The sequence below is a fragment of the Faecalibacterium intestinale genome (genome assembly GCF_040096575.1).
GTDB classification, from domain to species: Bacteria; Bacillota; Clostridia; order Oscillospirales; family Ruminococcaceae; genus Faecalibacterium; species Faecalibacterium intestinale.
Genome location: NZ_JBBMEN010000001.1, coordinates 154,407 through 168,522 on the forward strand (window position 1 = coordinate 154,407; position 14,116 = coordinate 168,522).

Genomic DNA, 14,116 nt, shown 5'->3' on the forward strand with positions numbered 1-14,116 from the left:
TAATGTCCCGTTGTGTGATCCTTTCCGCCTGCCCGGTGCAGCCGGAGCTCAAGCGCCTGCTGCGCAGCGATGATTTTATCATTGCCTGCGATGCGGGCTATCGCAACTGTGTGCGGCTGGGCTGTAAACCGGATATCATTGTAGGCGACTTTGATTCCGCTCCCTGCCCGCAGCAGGATACGGACGATATCGTTGTGTTGCCCCACGTCAAGGACGACACCGATACCGAATATGCCGCAAAGCTTGCTGCACAGAAGGGCTTTGACGAGGTGCTTTTGCTGGGTGCACTGGGCGGCAGGCGGGTAGAGCACACCCTTGCCAACCTGTGCACCGGCCTTGGGCTGGAGCAGCGCGGCATCCGCGCCGCCTTGCAGGACGAGCGCTCCCGCATCACCTTTGTGCTGCCGGGCGAGAGCCGCAGCTATCCCAGGGAGGAGTTCTTCTACTTTTCAGCCTTCCCCATGGAAGGGCACGCCGAGGGCGTGTATGAAAAAGGCTCCTTCTACGAGCTGGAAGATGCTGTACTCACAGCAGGCTATCCGCTGGGCGTAAGCAACGAGTACGCCGAAGGTTCAAGTTGCATCACCATCAGCACCCGGCAGGGCGCGCTGGTGGTGGTGGAAACCATCGCGGATTGAACCATTCCCGGAACATTTTTGCCTGTCAGACGCTATAATGGGGTAAACATGAGCGAAAGGCGGGGTGGAGATGCAGGTAGTGGTCATTCGCAGCCCGAAAGCGCTGTGCGGCATTCTGCGCAAGCTGTTCGGCATCCGCAAAGAGAACTGAATCCATAAAAGACCGATGTGTGGCAGCTGCTGCACACCGGTCTTTTGCTGTCGGCATACCGCCGCCTGCCGCCGCATACACTCTTACGGAAACGGACAGGGAAAGGAGCACACTGCACATGGAACTGAAGATATTCCGGGACACGCTGCCGCAGGGCGGGGCGGGCTGTACCGTAAAGGCAGAACTTCCGCTGGAGACCGAGATCCGCATTTCGGACGATTTGCCGCCGGTGGGTAAGCTGGTCAAGTGCTTTGTCCACCCGGTGGTGCTGCAGCGGCAGCTGCAGCCGGGCAGGCTTACCTTAGAGGGCTATCTGCGATGCACAGTGTTTTACCAGAGCGAAGTGGAAAAAGGCTTGTGCCAGACCGAACAAAAGCTGCCCTTCACCCGGCAGCTGGAACTGCCGGAGCTGGCTTTTACCGCATGGACAGCCGTGGTGGAAGGGCAGACAGAGTACCTCAACACCCGCGCGGCAGACCCGCGCCGCATTGAGGTGCGAGGTGCCTATGGGCTGGTGGTCACGGTACACACACAGTGCAAGACCGAGGTCATTACGGCGCTGGCAGATGGCGGTATCGAGCAGCAGCTGCGCACACTGCAAGGCGTGCGCAGCGTGGCCGTGCTGGATAAGCTGGTGACCTTGGAGGGCGAGCTTGTCTTTGCAAAGCCCCCGGCGGCTGTACTGGACATTACCGGCAACGCCTGTGTAGGGGAGGTAAAGCTGCTTGCCGGCAAGGCTGTGGTTAAGGGGGAGTTGCGGGTGCAGTGCGCGTGGCGGGCAGAAGGGGACACTGCTCTGCAAAGTCAGGCGGCGGCGCTGCCCTTCCAGCAGGTGATAGATCTAGAAGGCATCACCGAGGACTGCCGCTGTCTGTGCGTGGCAGAGCCGGTGGGTTTTACCCTGTCGCAGGCAGAAAGCGCCGCTGCCCAGCTGACGGCAAACGTCATGCTGCATCTGCGGGCATGGCGCAGCTATCAGCTGCAAGTAGCGGTGGATGCTTTTTCCACCCGGTTTGAAACGGAGCTCACACCGCAGCCGCTTGTCACGGAGCAGCTGCTCTGCACCCTGAACGATACCGCCACCGCCACAGGCTCCGGCCCGCTGCCGGATGCAGGGGCGCAGCTGCGGGCCTGCTTTGTGCACTACGGTCCGCAGCAGACCGTCCAAAAAGGGGAGGGCTGGGTGCTTACCGCCAAAGCAGTGGTAACAGCCCTCGCAGAAAATACCCTCGGCGAGCTGGAAAGCTACGAGAAAACCTTGGAGGTCAATATCCCGCTGCCCATCACACCGCCGGAGGGAACTATGCTTGTGCCGGAATGCTGGCTCAGCACTGAGAACGTGCAATGCACCTGTGCGGGCGGTACGCTGGAAGCAACGATTACAGTCCGGGCAGAGGGCACGATCTTAGGCTGTGCCACAAGCCCGGTCATCGGCAGCATCACCCTTGGTGACTCGCTGCCCGACACCGACCCCGAGATCGCCTTGCGCATCTACTACGCGCAGGCGGGGGAGGAGGTGTTTGCGGTGGCCCGGCGGTTCCATGTAGCCCCGGCGCAGATCCTTGCGGCGAATCAGCTGGAGGAAGAGCTTGCCAGCCTGCCGCAGGCACAGCGGCTGCTGATCCCGGTCACCTGAACGTAAGGCTGTAAATAATCGAAAAAAACGCACCCTTTTCCCGGACGGCATAAGCTACCGCGCCGGGGAGGGGCGTTTTTTGTTCGTGCTGCGCAGAAAAAGCAATGCGAAGAGTTGCTAAAAAGATTGGAAAGAAAACTTATAAAATAAGACGTATTATCGCTGCAAAATATGAGCAATATACGATTAGTATCTTCGACAGGCGATTTTAAATCAACGCAAACCATGCACTGATATCGATTTCAATGCATGAGAACACTAGAAAATACGATTTGTATTTTACACTTTGCAGACCATCCATGGATGTGGTATACTGAAGTACAGTTTATAGAATCAGAATGTTTTCTGCCCGGGTCGATCTGCGCTCGGTAGATTGCATTGAGCACAGCAGGCAGAAAATAAAATCATATCGCGGGAGAGTGGAGTACTTGGAACTGGAACAGGCTAAAAAGCGCGTGGAAGAACTGCGCGCAGTCATTGAGAAAAACAACCGGCTTTACTACGATCAGGATGCGCCGGAGTTGGAAGATTTTGAATACGATGCCCTGACGCGGGAGTTGAAGGAACTGGAAGCGCAGTTCCCCCAGCTTGTCACAGCGGCATCGCCCACCCAGAAGGTGGGCGGCACCGCCAGCAGTAAACTGCCCAAGGTGACCCATGCCGTTAAGATGGAAAGTCTGCTGGATGCGTTTTCCTTTGATGAGCTGCGGGACTTTGACCGCCGCGTCCGCGAAGCCGGGGTAGAGCCGGAATATGTTGTGGAAATTAAGATCGACGGTCTTTCCTGCAGCTTGGAGTACGAGAATGGGCAGCTTGTCCGCGCCTCTACCCGCGGTGACGGCGTGGTGGGCGAGGATGTTACCGCAAACGTGCGTGCCATCCGCAGCATCCCCAAGACCCTTAAAGATGCACCGGAATTTTTGGAGGTGCGCGGCGAGGTGTATATGCCCCATGAGGCCTTTCAGCACCTGTGCGCCGAGCAGGAATTGCAGGGCGCTGCACCCTTCAAAAACCCCCGCAATGCAGCGGCCGGTTCTCTGCGGCAGAAGGATGCCCGTATCACCGGCAGCCGGGGACTTTCCATCTTTGTGTTCAACGTGCAGCAGATCCGTGGCAAGACCCTGACCAAGCACTCCGAAAGTCTGGATTACCTCAAGAGCCTTGGTCTGCCGGTCTCGCCGCGCTACCATGTGGTGCACGATATCGAGGACGCCATTGCCGAGATCGAGAACATCGGCCAGAACCGTGCCAAGCTGGATTTTGACATGGACGGTGCGGTTATCAAGGTGAACGATTTTGCCCAGCGGGAGTTGATGGGTTCTACCAACAAATTCCCGCGCTGGGCCATCGCCTTCAAGTACCCGCCGGAGGTCAAGGAGACCACCCTGCGCAGCATTGAGGTAGCTGTGGGACGCACCGGCGTGCTCACCCCCACTGCCTGCTTTGACCCGGTATTTCTGGCAGGCACCACGGTAGCCCGCGCCACCCTCCACAACGAGGACTTCATCCGGCAGTTCGGGCTGTGCATCGGGGATACCATTCAGGTGCGTAAGGCAGGCGATATCATCCCGGAGGTCATCGGGGTCACCCATCATGCGGAGGACGCTGAACCCTACACCATGCCCACGGTCTGCCCCTCCTGCGGTGCGCCGGTGGTGCATCTGGAGGACGAAGCCGCCCTGCGCTGTGTGAACCCGGAGTGCCCGGCACAGGCGCTGCGAAATATCATCCATTTTGCATCCCGGGACGCCATGGATATCGAGGGTCTGGGCGAGGCAGTGGCCACCCAATTGGTGGAAAAAGAGCTGGTGCATTCTGCAGCGGATATCTACACGCTGACCCGGGAACAGCTGCTGGAACTGGACAAATTCAAGGAGAAAAGCGCGGACAACTTGTTACAGGCCATTACGGCTTCCAAGCAGAACAATCTGGATAAGCTTTTATTCGGCTTTGGCATCCGCAACATTGGCGATAAGGCAGCCGCGCTGCTGGCAGAACATTTCGGCACGCTGCAAGCTATCCGGGAAGCCACCGCAGAGCAGATCAGCCAGATCGACGGTTTTGGCGGCGTGATGGCGCAGAGCGTGGTGGAATTCTTTGCTAAGGAAGGCACCACCGACCTTGTGCACCGCTTGGCAGATGCCGGGGTCAATATGCAGTGGAAGGGCGAGCCGAAGGGGGACAAGCTGGCGGGCAAAACGCTGGTGGTCACCGGTACGCTGGAGACCCTCTCCCGCAACGAAGCCGAAGCATTGATCGTGAAAAACGGCGGCAAAGCCAGCGGCTCTGTCTCCAAAAAAACAGCCTATGTGGTGGCCGGTGCGGCGGCGGGTTCAAAGCTGACCAAAGCGCAGGCGCTGGGCGTGCCGGTGCTGACCGAGCAGGAGTTCCTTGCCATGCTGCAAGATGCCCCGGCAGAACAGGAAACGACTTAAAGTGACCTTCCGAATGTCAAAATACAAATAATTTCAAAAGCTTCTGCAACGCTGTTGCAGGGGCTTTTTTGTTTGATTGTTCCCAGTTCTAAGAACGCGCAAAGCGCATACAATGCTAGCACAAAGCTTTCGTGGAAGGAGAAACCAAAGTGGACGAGTATTACCGGGCTGTCAAAGCCCTTCCCGCTTGGCTGGCAGCACTGCTGGCACAGCTGCCTGCACAAACGGCAGTGCGCGTGCAGGAGCTGCGGCTGCGTATAGGCTGTGCGGTCACGTTTACCGTACAAGGACGGCAATGCGCTGCTTCAGTTTTGCCTGGTTGTCCACCGGCATTGGCTGCAATGCGGCTGGATGCGCTGCAGATAGAGGAGATCTTCTACACCCTTTGCAACGGCTCGGTACACACCCATGAAAGGGAGCTTGCCGAGGGCTACCTGACCACTGCCGCCGGCAACCGTGTGGGCGTAGCGGGACAGTTCGTGCAGCGGGAAGGGCAGAGCATTGCGCTGCAAAAGGTCACCTCGCTCAACCTGCGAATCGCACGCAGCTGCGCCATCTGCCTGTCGCCCGAGCTGGACAAGCTGTTGGAGCAGCATTTTACCGGGCTGCTGGTGGTGGGAGAGCCCGGCAGCGGCAAGACCACCCTGCTGCGCACCATCGCCCGGACGCTGGCCGAGCGGCAGCGTCTGGTGGCAGTGGTGGACGAGCGGGGTGAACTTTTCCCGCCGGAGCAGCCCCTGCCGCCGTTGGAGCGCATTGGCGGGGTGGATAAAGCCCGTGCCGTCCAGATGGCGCTGCGCACACTGGCACCGCAAGTGATCCTGCTGGACGAGCTGGGCAGTCTGGAGGAAACGATGGCACTGGAACAGGGCTTTTTCAGCGGGGTGGACTTTATTGCCAGCATCCATGCGCCGGATGCCGCACAGGCGCAGTGCCGCCCACAGGTGCAGACCCTGCTGCAACGCGGGATGCTGCGGCAGCTGGTCGTCCTTGCCGGGCGGGAGACGCCGGGCTGCATCCGGGAGGTGCGTGCCGTATGAGCAGCTTTTTGCGCGGGTTTAGTCTGCTTTTGCTCCCGCTGTGCGGCTGGCTGGCGGGGGACGCAGTACAAGCCAAAACCACCCTGCATCTTGCCGCCTTGCAGCGCACCATCGCGTTATTACAGCGCATCCGGCAGGAGATACAGTACCGCCGGGCAGACCTGCAAAGCCTTTACCGGCAGCTTTGCCGCGAAGGTCTTTTGCCGCAAGTTCCCGGCGGCACATTGCAGCAGCTGCCTGCGCCGGAACGGCTCTCTGCGGCAGAACGCGCCTGCTTCACAGAATGTTTCGGTGGTCTTGGTCGTGCAGAGACCGCACAGGAATGCGAACGGCTGGATTACTATACGGCGCGGTTCGAGGACTATTTGCAGCAGGCACGCCGCGCAGCACAGCGGCAGGCCGGTCTGCCGCACCGTCTGGGACTGGCAGGCGGCATGATGCTGGCGCTGCTCTTTTTGTAAAGGCTGTATGGGACAAAGGAGAAACGGATGGATATCGAGCTTGTGTTTAAAATTGCGGCCATCGGCATCATAGTCGCGGTGCTCAATCAGCTGCTCATCCGCTCCGGGCGGGAGGATCAGGCCATGATGACCACGCTGGCCGGGCTTGTAGTGGTGCTCTCCATTCTCGTCAAGCAGATCAGTACCCTGTTTGCTACCATCCGGTCTTTGTTTGCGCTATGAGCGCGGCAGTTCCGGTACTGACGGCGCTGTTGCTGGCAGCCTTTGCAGGCATTCTATTGCAGCGGTACTCCCCGCCGTTTACACTGCTGCTTTCGCTGGGTGCTGCGGTGTGGCTGCTGCTCCGTCTGGCGCAGCCGCTGCGCGGGGTACTGCAAGCATTCGTGCAGCTGGGGCAGCGCACCAATACGCAAGCATTTTCCTGCCTTTTGCGCAGCGCTGGGATTTTGCTGCTGGCAGATTACGTCCGTACTCTCTGCGAGGAAGCCGGAGCGGATGCCCTTGCATGGTGCGCCGGGCTGGCGGGGCGGTGTCTTGTACTGGCGGCAGTATGGCCGCTGCTGGAACAGATATTCCAGACGATCTGGGGGCTGGTGGGATGAAAAAATGCAGCCTTATCATTTGCGTGGTAATACTGAGCATTCTGTGCAGCAAAACTGCTCTGAAAGCTACGGCTGCAGAAGTCGCACCGTGGCAGACTTATCTCGAAAAAGCACCTGTGCAGGCCGAGCAGTTTGCGGCAGACCCGCTGGGCACCCTGCTGCGTTTGTTTGCCGCCGAGCCGGTGCAATTGCTGCGGGATGCGCTGCAACAATATGCCGCTATTCTGCTTTTTTTATCGCTTGCAGCCGGGCTGGCATTTCTCTTGCAGGACACTGCCGACAAAGCACTGCTGGAACTGGCTGCTGCCGGTGGCTGTGGCGTTTTATTGTGGCAGGAACTGGACAAGCTTGCCGCCGCGCTGTGTACCCGGATGGCCGGGTGGAAAAGCTATCTGCTGGGCTTTTTGCCGGTATATAGCGGCGTACTGGCGACTGGCGGGGAGTGGAACGCCGGAGCGGCTGCAAACGGCTTTCTGCTCACGGTGCTGTGTTTTATCGCACAGGTGGTCACTCTCTGGCTGCAGCCGCTGCTGCGCAGCTACCTTGCCATCAGCATGGCCTGCGGCATCAGCTCCCGCAAAAGCCTGTCCGAGGGCTGCACCCTGACCGGGCGGTTGCTGCGGCAGGCTATCGGCTGGGCGGGCAAAGCGTTCGCTGCCCTGATGAGTATCCAGCGCGTGGTAACGGTGCAGCTGGATCGTTCTACCTCTCGTCTGGGGCAGCTGCTGACCGGCAGTGTGCCCATTGTGGGGCAGGCGCTGAGCAGCGCGGCAGACGCAGTGCTGGCCGGGATGCAGCTGCTCAAAAGCACCCTTGGCATTGCTGCATTGCTCAGCGTCGGGGCAGAGTTTGTGCCCTTGTATCTCGGGCTGCTGGTGCATCTGTTTTTTCTGTCCTGCTGCAGCTGGCTTGCCGGGATCGGCGGGCTGGAGCATTGCCATAAGCTGCTGCAATGCTTTGCTGAAGCCGTGCGCTGCATGGCGGCAGTTACGGCCTTGTTTTTCATGTTGTTTGTGGTGGGCATCGTGCTGCTGATGCTGACAGGGGGTGGTTAGATGCAGGCATTTCAGCGGGCTGCGGCAGTGTTCTGTATGGCGTGCATCGGGGCGGAGCTGGTCAGTCTTTTTGGCGGACAAGGCTGGGCTGGCCGGTGCATAAAAGCCGTAGCCGGGTTATATATTTTAGCAGTCCTTCTTGCGCAGCTGCCGCACCTGCAGGGCAGGGTCGCGGCCGCTTTTTCGGGCAATACAGCCCCGGCGGCTCTGTCTGCTATACAGTCGGATGTACTGGAAACGGAAATCTTGACCCAGACCAAAGCCCGGCTGGAGGAGTATTGCGCCGTACAGTGCCGTCAACAGTTCGGGCTGGATATTCGTGTGACAGTCACACTGGAAAAAGCTGGGCAGCAGGTCGTGGTAAAAAAGGCTGTTGCTGCTTTCCCGGCGGGCTGCACCGCCGCCCAAAAGCAGGCAGCGCTCAGCTTTTTGCAGCAGACGCTGGGTGCTCCCACGGCAGCGGAGGAGAGCACACCATGAAAAAGAACGAATTGCTTTCCGTTTTTCGCTCTCTGCAAAGCAGCAAGGGCCGCACTTCGCTGGCGGTGGCTGTCGGTGTGCTGGCAATGCTGCTGCTTTTGCTATCGGAACTTTTACCCGGTGGCGATACGCAGAAAGCGGCGGCATCCACCGCCCAAACAGCCACCGTCAGCCAGTATCAGACCCAGCTGGAGCAGCAGCTGGAAGGGCTTATCAGTCAATTGCAGGGAGCGGGGCGCACCACGGTCATGGTCACCCTGACCACCGGAGAGGAGACCGTCTATGCGGTGGACACCCAGACCGGGGAGCTGCAGCAGCAGGAGACCCATGTTCTTTTGCAGGATGGCTCTGCGCTTGCCGAGACAACCTATCTGCCGCAGGTCTGCGGGGTCGCCGTGCTGTGTGAGGGCGGGGGAGATGTCCGCATTGCAGCCCGCATCACCGAGCTGCTGCATTCGCTGCTGGATCTGCCCACGAACCGCATCTGTGTGGAACAGCGCAAGCGCTGAGCCGCTGCTTTGATCAAGTACCGAAATAGTTTTACCGAAAACCCAAAGGAGGAAGCGTTTTATGAGAGCACTTTCCAGAAACACCCGCAGGGTCACCGCCCTGACACTGGCGGCGGCACTGGTCATTGCCGTCTACTTAAACTGGCAGTATGCCCGGGCGGACATCACCCCGCAGACAGAGGACGACACCCTCATGGTCTCGGCAGAGCCGGTGGAAGCAGATGCCGAGACCACCATCACGGATGCGCTGCCCACAGAAGCAGAAGCGGCCTCCGGTGCCAGCAAAAACTACGGCGAAGCACAGCTTGTCAGCGTTGCAAACGACAGCGGCACCCGCTTTTTTGAACAGGCCCGTCTCAAGCGGGAAAAGGCACACGATGAAGCCATGGACACCCTGCAAAAGAGTCTGAAATCCTCCTCCCTGACAGCGGAGGATAAAAAGGAGTACACCGCACAAATGGCGGCAGGGCTGGAAGATCTGAACGCAGAAAATGAGATTGAGACACTGGTGCGCGCCAAGGGCTTTGCGGACTGCCTGTGCTTTTTACAAGCAGGGCGGGCAGACCTGACCGTGATGACGGCAGGCGAGCCGCTTACGGCGGCACAGGTGGCGCAGATCCGGGATGTAGTGATGAACAAAAGCAGTGTGACCGCCCAGAATATCACGGTGGTGGAGGTAAAGTAAGCACACTCTATTTATGCGGACACCCCGGCGGCGCAGGTGCAGTTTTTCTTGCAGGCAGAAAGCTGTATGCGCTGCCGGGATGCCATTCCGTGCTGATTTCCATCTTCTTTTCCAAACAAGTATTGAAATTGCCCCCGCATTGATGGTATAATAACTCTATCAAAAATGAATGCTGCGCGCCTTTATGCACCGCACAGGGGCGCGTTTGAACACAAAAGGCGGGCACGGCAGACCGGTTCCAACAATTTGAGACCGCCGCCGGAGCAGCCTTTGGATGGAGGACAGCACAATGGATTTACAGAACATGGATCTTCAGGGCGGCAGCCTTCAGATTTCGACCGAGGTCGTGGGCAAGATCGCCCGCTGCGCCGCACTGGAAGTGGATGGCGTTGCCGAGGTATCCTGCGGCGTGCAGAACAAAAAGCTGAAAAGCCTGCTGGAATCTGCCAGCATCCAGCCGCCTGTGGTGGTGGAGATGCGGGACGGCACAGCCAGCATCACCCTGCACCTGATGATGCAGTTCGGCGCACGGATCCCCTCTGTGGCTGAAAAGGTACAGGAGAACGTCAAGTCTGCTGTACAGAACATGACCAATGTGACGGTCAGCCGCGTGGATCTGGTCATTGCAGGCCTTACCGAAGCGCAGTAACAAATTCAGAAAAAAATCATATCAGAAACGATCCTCCTCCCGGCACGCCCGGCGGGGAGGGTTTGTATTGCGAAAGGAACATTATGGAAAATATTCTGCCCCGTAGAGAAGCCCGTGAAAACGCCTTTTTGCTGGCGTTTTCGCAGACCTTTGGTGACATTCCTCTTGCCGAGGCACTGTCCAACCATGCCGAGAACGATGAAGAGCATCCTGTGGATGCATTCAGCCGTCTGCTGCTGAATGCCTACTATGATCATTCCGCAGAGGTGGATGACGAGATCCGTGCCCATCTGCGCAACTGGACCATGGAGCGTCTGCCCCGCGTTAGCCTGACCGTGCTGCGTCTGGCTGTGGCTGAGATGCTGTTCGGCGGCGAGAACAAGCCCGGCGTTGCCATCAATGAGGCTGTGGAGCTGACCAAGAAGTACGGCGCGGGCGAGGACTACCAGTTTGTGAATGGCCTGCTGGGTGCTGTGGCACGCGACCACGGTCTGAGTGATGAAGCCGTCGCGGAGTCGGCTGAACAGTGAGCCGTTATACGCTCGGGGTCGATACAAGCAACTATGCAACCTCTCTGGCAGTTTTTGATACAGCCGGGGAGGTTGTTTGCGCAAAAAAGCGCTTTTTGCCGGTAAAAGCCGGACAGCTTGGCCTGCGGCAGAGCGATGCGCTGTTCCATCATACGGCAGCTCTGCCGGAGATGCTGCAGGAATTGGCGCAGGAATTCGACCTGACAAAAATAGATGCCGTAGGCGTTTCGCAAAAGCCGCGCCCGGTGGAGGGCAGCTATATGCCCTGTTTTCTGGCTGGTGTCAGCGCCGCAACTGCCTTTGCGGCGGCGCGGGACATTCCGCTGATCTACACCACCCATCAGCAGGGACACGCTGCGGCGGCGCTGTATGCCGCAAAGGGCGAGGCGCTGTTCTCCCAGAAGGTGCTGTTGTTCCATATCTCCGGCGGCACCACGGATCTTTTGCTGTGCGATCAGGTGCGTACCATCACCACCCTTGGCACCAGTACCGATCTGTACGCCGGTCAGGCGGTGGACCGCGTAGGCGTACGACTGGGCTTTGGCTTCCCCGCAGGTGCCGAGGTCTCGCGCCTTGCTGCGCAGTGCACCGAGGAGATCTGCCCAAAATCCAGCGTAAAGGGGCTGCAATGCAGCCTTTCCGGGCTGGAAAACCAATGCAACGCCCTGCTTGCTGCCGGAAAAGCACCGGAATACGTCTGCAAGTACTGCCTGCTCTGTGTGGCAGATACTGTTGTCCGCATGACGAAGGCCGCGCAGAAGGAATACCCCGGCTTGCCGGTGGTCTGTGCCGGCGGCGTGATGAGCAGCGATATCATCCGCACATGGGTGCAGCAGCGTCTGCCGCAGGTCTATTTTGTACCGGGGCAGTATTCCAGTGATAACGCCATCGGCGTATCCATTCTTGCTGCGCGGGAGGCCGGGCTATGGCTGATGTGATCTCGGTATCAGAGCTGAACCATTATGTCAAAACGCTTCTGGACGTCAACGACAGTCTGTTTGATCTTGCCCTGCGCGGCGAGATCGCAAACTTTGTGCAGAACGCCCGCAGCGGACACTGCTATTTTTCTCTGCGGGACGAAGCCTGCAGCGTAAAAGCAGTGATGTTTCGCACCGATGCCCGCCGTATGGCGTTTCGCCCGGAGGAAGGAATGCGGGTGGTGGTGCGCTGCCGTGCTACCCTTTACGAGCGGGACGGCGCGTTTCAGGTCTATGTGAACGAAATGTTCCCGGATGGTCTGGGCGCGGCACAGCTTGCGCTGGAGCAGCTGAAGGCTCGGTTGGAAAAGGAAGGTCTGTTCGACCCCGCACATAAAAAGCCGCTGCCTGCGTACCCCAAATGTATTGGTGTCGTCACCAGTAAAACCGGGGCGGCGCTGCAGGATATCCGCAACGTGATCAGCCGCCGCTGGCCGTCTGTCCGGCTGCTGCTGTGCCCGGTAACGGTGCAGGGCTTTGAAGCCGCCCGGCAGATCGCTGCCGCCATCCACACACTGGATCAGAGCGGGCGGGTGGACGAGATCATTGTGGCACGGGGCGGCGGCAGCAGGGAGGACCTGTGGGTGTTCAACGCTGAGGAGATCGCCCGGGCGGCGTTTCGCTGCAAAACGCCGCTGATCAGCGCTATCGGACACGAGATCGACTACACTCTTCTGGACTTTGTGGCCGACCAGCGTGCACCCACACCGTCCGCTGCCGCAGAGCTCGCAGTGCCGGATCGGGAAGAGCAACAGCGCATTTTAAAAAATATTGAAGAAAATATTCACAAAAATATACAAAAACGGCTCGCGTTGTGTTATAATGGTCTGGAACAATACAACTTTTTGTTGGAGCAGAACGCGCCGGATAAAATCTTACAGCAGTATTCAAGCCGTCTACAGCAGATGCAGCAGGCCATTCAGACGCGGCAAAAAGTGCGTATGAATGATAAAAACGTGCAGCTGCAGCACGCGGCTGCACTGGCGTCATCACTGGATCCGTACCGTGTGCTGGCTCGCGGCTATGCTCTGGTGACCGATGCAAAAGGCAAGGTCTGCACCATGGAGCAGCTGCAGCCGGAGCAGACCATCTGCGTGCGCAGCCGGCAATATCAGGCACGATGCTGTGTAGAAACGGTGGAGGAGATCAATGAGAGCACCCAAAAGCTTTGAAGAAGGAATGGATCGGCTGAACGCGATCCTTGCGCAGATGCAGCAGGAGGATACCTCGCTGGCAGATTCCGTCAAGCTGTATGCGGAAGCTGCCACCCTGATGCAGTACTGCCACGCGACACTGGAAAAAACGTCGCTGCAGATCGAGGAGATCAATGCAAGGCTCGCACAGACCGTAGAAGCACCACAGGAGCAGGAGGAAGAATAATGGAATACAAGGCGCAATATCAGGAATATCTGCTGCAGGCTACGGCTGCACTGGATGCTGCCAGTGCCCGTTTTCTGCCCGAGGAATCGGAGGTGTGCAGAGCAGCCCGCTATAGTCTGCTGGGCGGCGGAAAGCGCATCCGCGCAATTCTGACGCTCAGCGTCTGCGATATGCTGGGCGGTGAGATGCAGGCGGCCGCACAGTTTGCAGCAGCTGTGGAGATGCTGCATTGCTACTCGCTGATCCACGACGATCTGCCATGCATGGACAATGATGATCTGCGCAGGGGACGCCCTTCCTGCCACAAAGCCTTCAGCGAGTCAACGGCAATGCTTGCTGGTGATGTGCTGCTGACCGAGGCCTTTGAGGTGATCGCCAATGCGCCCGCTGCACCGCAGATCTGCGTAGCAGCCGCCCGTGCGCTGGGCGCAGGTGCCGGCAGCCGCGGCATGGTCTACGGACAGGAGCTGGATCTGAAATATGAAGCGCTGGCAGCCACCGAGGAACAGCTGCGCCTTATCCATCGCAACAAGACCGGTGCGCTGATCAACGCCGCCGTCCAGATGGGCGCTGCTGCGGCCGGTGCAGCACCGCAGCAGTGCGAGATACTGGCCTCCTACGCATACGGGCTGGGACTGGTGTTCCAGATCGTGGACGATGTGCTGGATGTTACCAGCACTCCAGAGCAGCTGGGCAAGCCCATTGGCAGCGACAGTGAAAACGGTAAGACCACCTTTGTCACTCTGTACGGAGTGGACGGTGCAATGGCGCTGGCGCAAAAGCTGAACGAGCAGATCTGTAGTGATCTGCAGCAGCATTTTGGTGCAAAGGCGGCTTTCCTGCAGCAGCTGGCACAGCAGCTTCTGGTGCGCAAAAACTAAAGAAAAA

Annotated in this window: 18 protein-coding genes; all 18 read left to right on the forward strand. The window is 58.7% G+C overall.

All coding sequences use genetic code 11. The annotated features are described in order from the left end of the window. Positions 1–2: 2 nt before the first annotated feature. The 18 genes from WMO20_RS00680 to WMO20_RS00760 all read left to right on the forward strand — a co-directional run bounded on the left by WMO20_RS00680 (position 3) and on the right by WMO20_RS00760 (position 14,109). The gene (locus WMO20_RS00680; protein ID WP_349185519.1) at positions 3–638 is read left to right on the forward strand and encodes a thiamine diphosphokinase; all 636 of its coding nucleotides are present in this window, start codon (positions 3–5) and stop codon (positions 636–638) included. Between the two features lie 70 nt (positions 639–708). Continuing rightward, entirely contained in the window at positions 709–789 is an 81-nt protein-coding gene (spoVM, locus tag WMO20_RS14465) for a stage V sporulation protein SpoVM (RefSeq protein WP_015538484.1), read from the forward strand. Positions 790–907: 118 nt separating this feature from the next. Next, the gene (locus WMO20_RS00685) at positions 908–2,425 is read left to right on the forward strand and encodes a DUF3794 domain-containing protein (protein WP_349185520.1); all 1,518 of its coding nucleotides are present in this window, start codon (positions 908–910) and stop codon (positions 2,423–2,425) included. 419 nt (positions 2,426–2,844) lie between these two features. Continuing rightward, positions 2,845–4,860, forward strand: coding sequence for an NAD-dependent DNA ligase LigA (ligA, locus tag WMO20_RS00690; protein WP_349185521.1), 2,016 nt, complete (start codon positions 2,845–2,847; stop codon positions 4,858–4,860). A gap of 149 nt (positions 4,861–5,009) precedes the next feature. Then, positions 5,010–5,900, forward strand: a complete 891-nt coding sequence (locus tag WMO20_RS00695) for an ATPase, T2SS/T4P/T4SS family (protein WP_349185522.1) — start codon at positions 5,010–5,012, stop codon at positions 5,898–5,900. Beyond that, positions 5,897–6,361 carry a stage III sporulation protein SpoIIIAB gene (gene spoIIIAB, locus WMO20_RS00700; protein ID WP_349185523.1) on the forward strand — a complete coding sequence of 155 codons (465 nt, stop codon included), beginning with the start codon at positions 5,897–5,899 and terminating at the stop codon, positions 6,359–6,361. Before WMO20_RS00695 ends, spoIIIAB begins: the two co-directional genes overlap by 4 nt. Before the next feature lie 27 nt (positions 6,362–6,388). Beyond that, positions 6,389–6,583 (forward strand): stage III sporulation protein AC, encoded by a 195-nt coding sequence (gene spoIIIAC, locus WMO20_RS00705; RefSeq protein WP_005925971.1) that lies wholly within the window; start codon positions 6,389–6,391, stop codon positions 6,581–6,583. Then, positions 6,580–6,963 carry a stage III sporulation AC/AD family protein gene (locus tag WMO20_RS00710; protein ID WP_349185524.1) on the forward strand — a complete coding sequence of 128 codons (384 nt, stop codon included), beginning with the start codon at positions 6,580–6,582 and terminating at the stop codon, positions 6,961–6,963. The genes spoIIIAC and WMO20_RS00710 overlap by 4 nt, the downstream gene beginning before the upstream one ends. Further along, positions 6,960–8,018 carry a stage III sporulation protein AE gene (locus WMO20_RS00715; RefSeq protein WP_349185525.1) on the forward strand — a complete coding sequence of 353 codons (1,059 nt, stop codon included), beginning with the start codon at positions 6,960–6,962 and terminating at the stop codon, positions 8,016–8,018. Before WMO20_RS00710 ends, WMO20_RS00715 begins: the two co-directional genes overlap by 4 nt. Positions 8,019–8,264: 246 nt before the next feature. Continuing rightward, positions 8,265–8,498, forward strand: coding sequence for a hypothetical protein (locus tag WMO20_RS00720; protein ID WP_349185526.1), 234 nt, complete (start codon positions 8,265–8,267; stop codon positions 8,496–8,498). Beyond that, complete coding sequence (locus tag WMO20_RS00725) at positions 8,495–9,007, forward strand: SpoIIIAG-related protein (protein ID WP_308562642.1); 513 nt, start codon at positions 8,495–8,497, stop codon at positions 9,005–9,007. Before WMO20_RS00720 ends, WMO20_RS00725 begins: the two co-directional genes overlap by 4 nt. Before the next feature lie 61 nt (positions 9,008–9,068). Next, positions 9,069–9,692 carry a SpoIIIAH-like family protein gene (locus WMO20_RS00730; protein WP_349185527.1) on the forward strand — a complete coding sequence of 208 codons (624 nt, stop codon included), beginning with the start codon at positions 9,069–9,071 and terminating at the stop codon, positions 9,690–9,692. Positions 9,693–9,966: 274 nt separating this feature from the next. After that, a complete protein-coding gene (locus tag WMO20_RS00735; RefSeq protein ID WP_112089875.1) occupies positions 9,967–10,341 on the forward strand; it encodes an Asp23/Gls24 family envelope stress response protein in 375 nt (124 codons plus the stop codon). Positions 10,342–10,424: 83 nt separating this feature from the next. After that, positions 10,425–10,871, forward strand: a complete 447-nt coding sequence (gene nusB / locus WMO20_RS00740) for a transcription antitermination factor NusB (protein ID WP_055184420.1) — start codon at positions 10,425–10,427, stop codon at positions 10,869–10,871. After that, a complete protein-coding gene (locus WMO20_RS00745) occupies positions 10,868–11,809 on the forward strand; it encodes a glycoprotease (protein WP_349185528.1) in 942 nt (313 codons plus the stop codon). Before nusB ends, WMO20_RS00745 begins: the two co-directional genes overlap by 4 nt. Continuing rightward, entirely contained in the window at positions 11,797–13,020 is a 1,224-nt protein-coding gene (xseA, locus tag WMO20_RS00750) for an exodeoxyribonuclease VII large subunit (RefSeq protein ID WP_349185529.1), read from the forward strand. Before WMO20_RS00745 ends, xseA begins: the two co-directional genes overlap by 13 nt. After that, the gene (gene xseB / locus WMO20_RS00755; protein ID WP_242983146.1) at positions 12,998–13,228 is read left to right on the forward strand and encodes an exodeoxyribonuclease VII small subunit; all 231 of its coding nucleotides are present in this window, start codon (positions 12,998–13,000) and stop codon (positions 13,226–13,228) included. Before xseA ends, xseB begins: the two co-directional genes overlap by 23 nt. Further along, positions 13,228–14,109: a polyprenyl synthetase family protein gene (locus WMO20_RS00760; RefSeq protein WP_112089880.1), complete on the forward strand. Its 882-nt coding sequence runs from the start codon at positions 13,228–13,230 to the stop codon at positions 14,107–14,109. The genes xseB and WMO20_RS00760 overlap by 1 nt, the downstream gene beginning before the upstream one ends. Positions 14,110–14,116 lie beyond the last annotated feature (7 nt).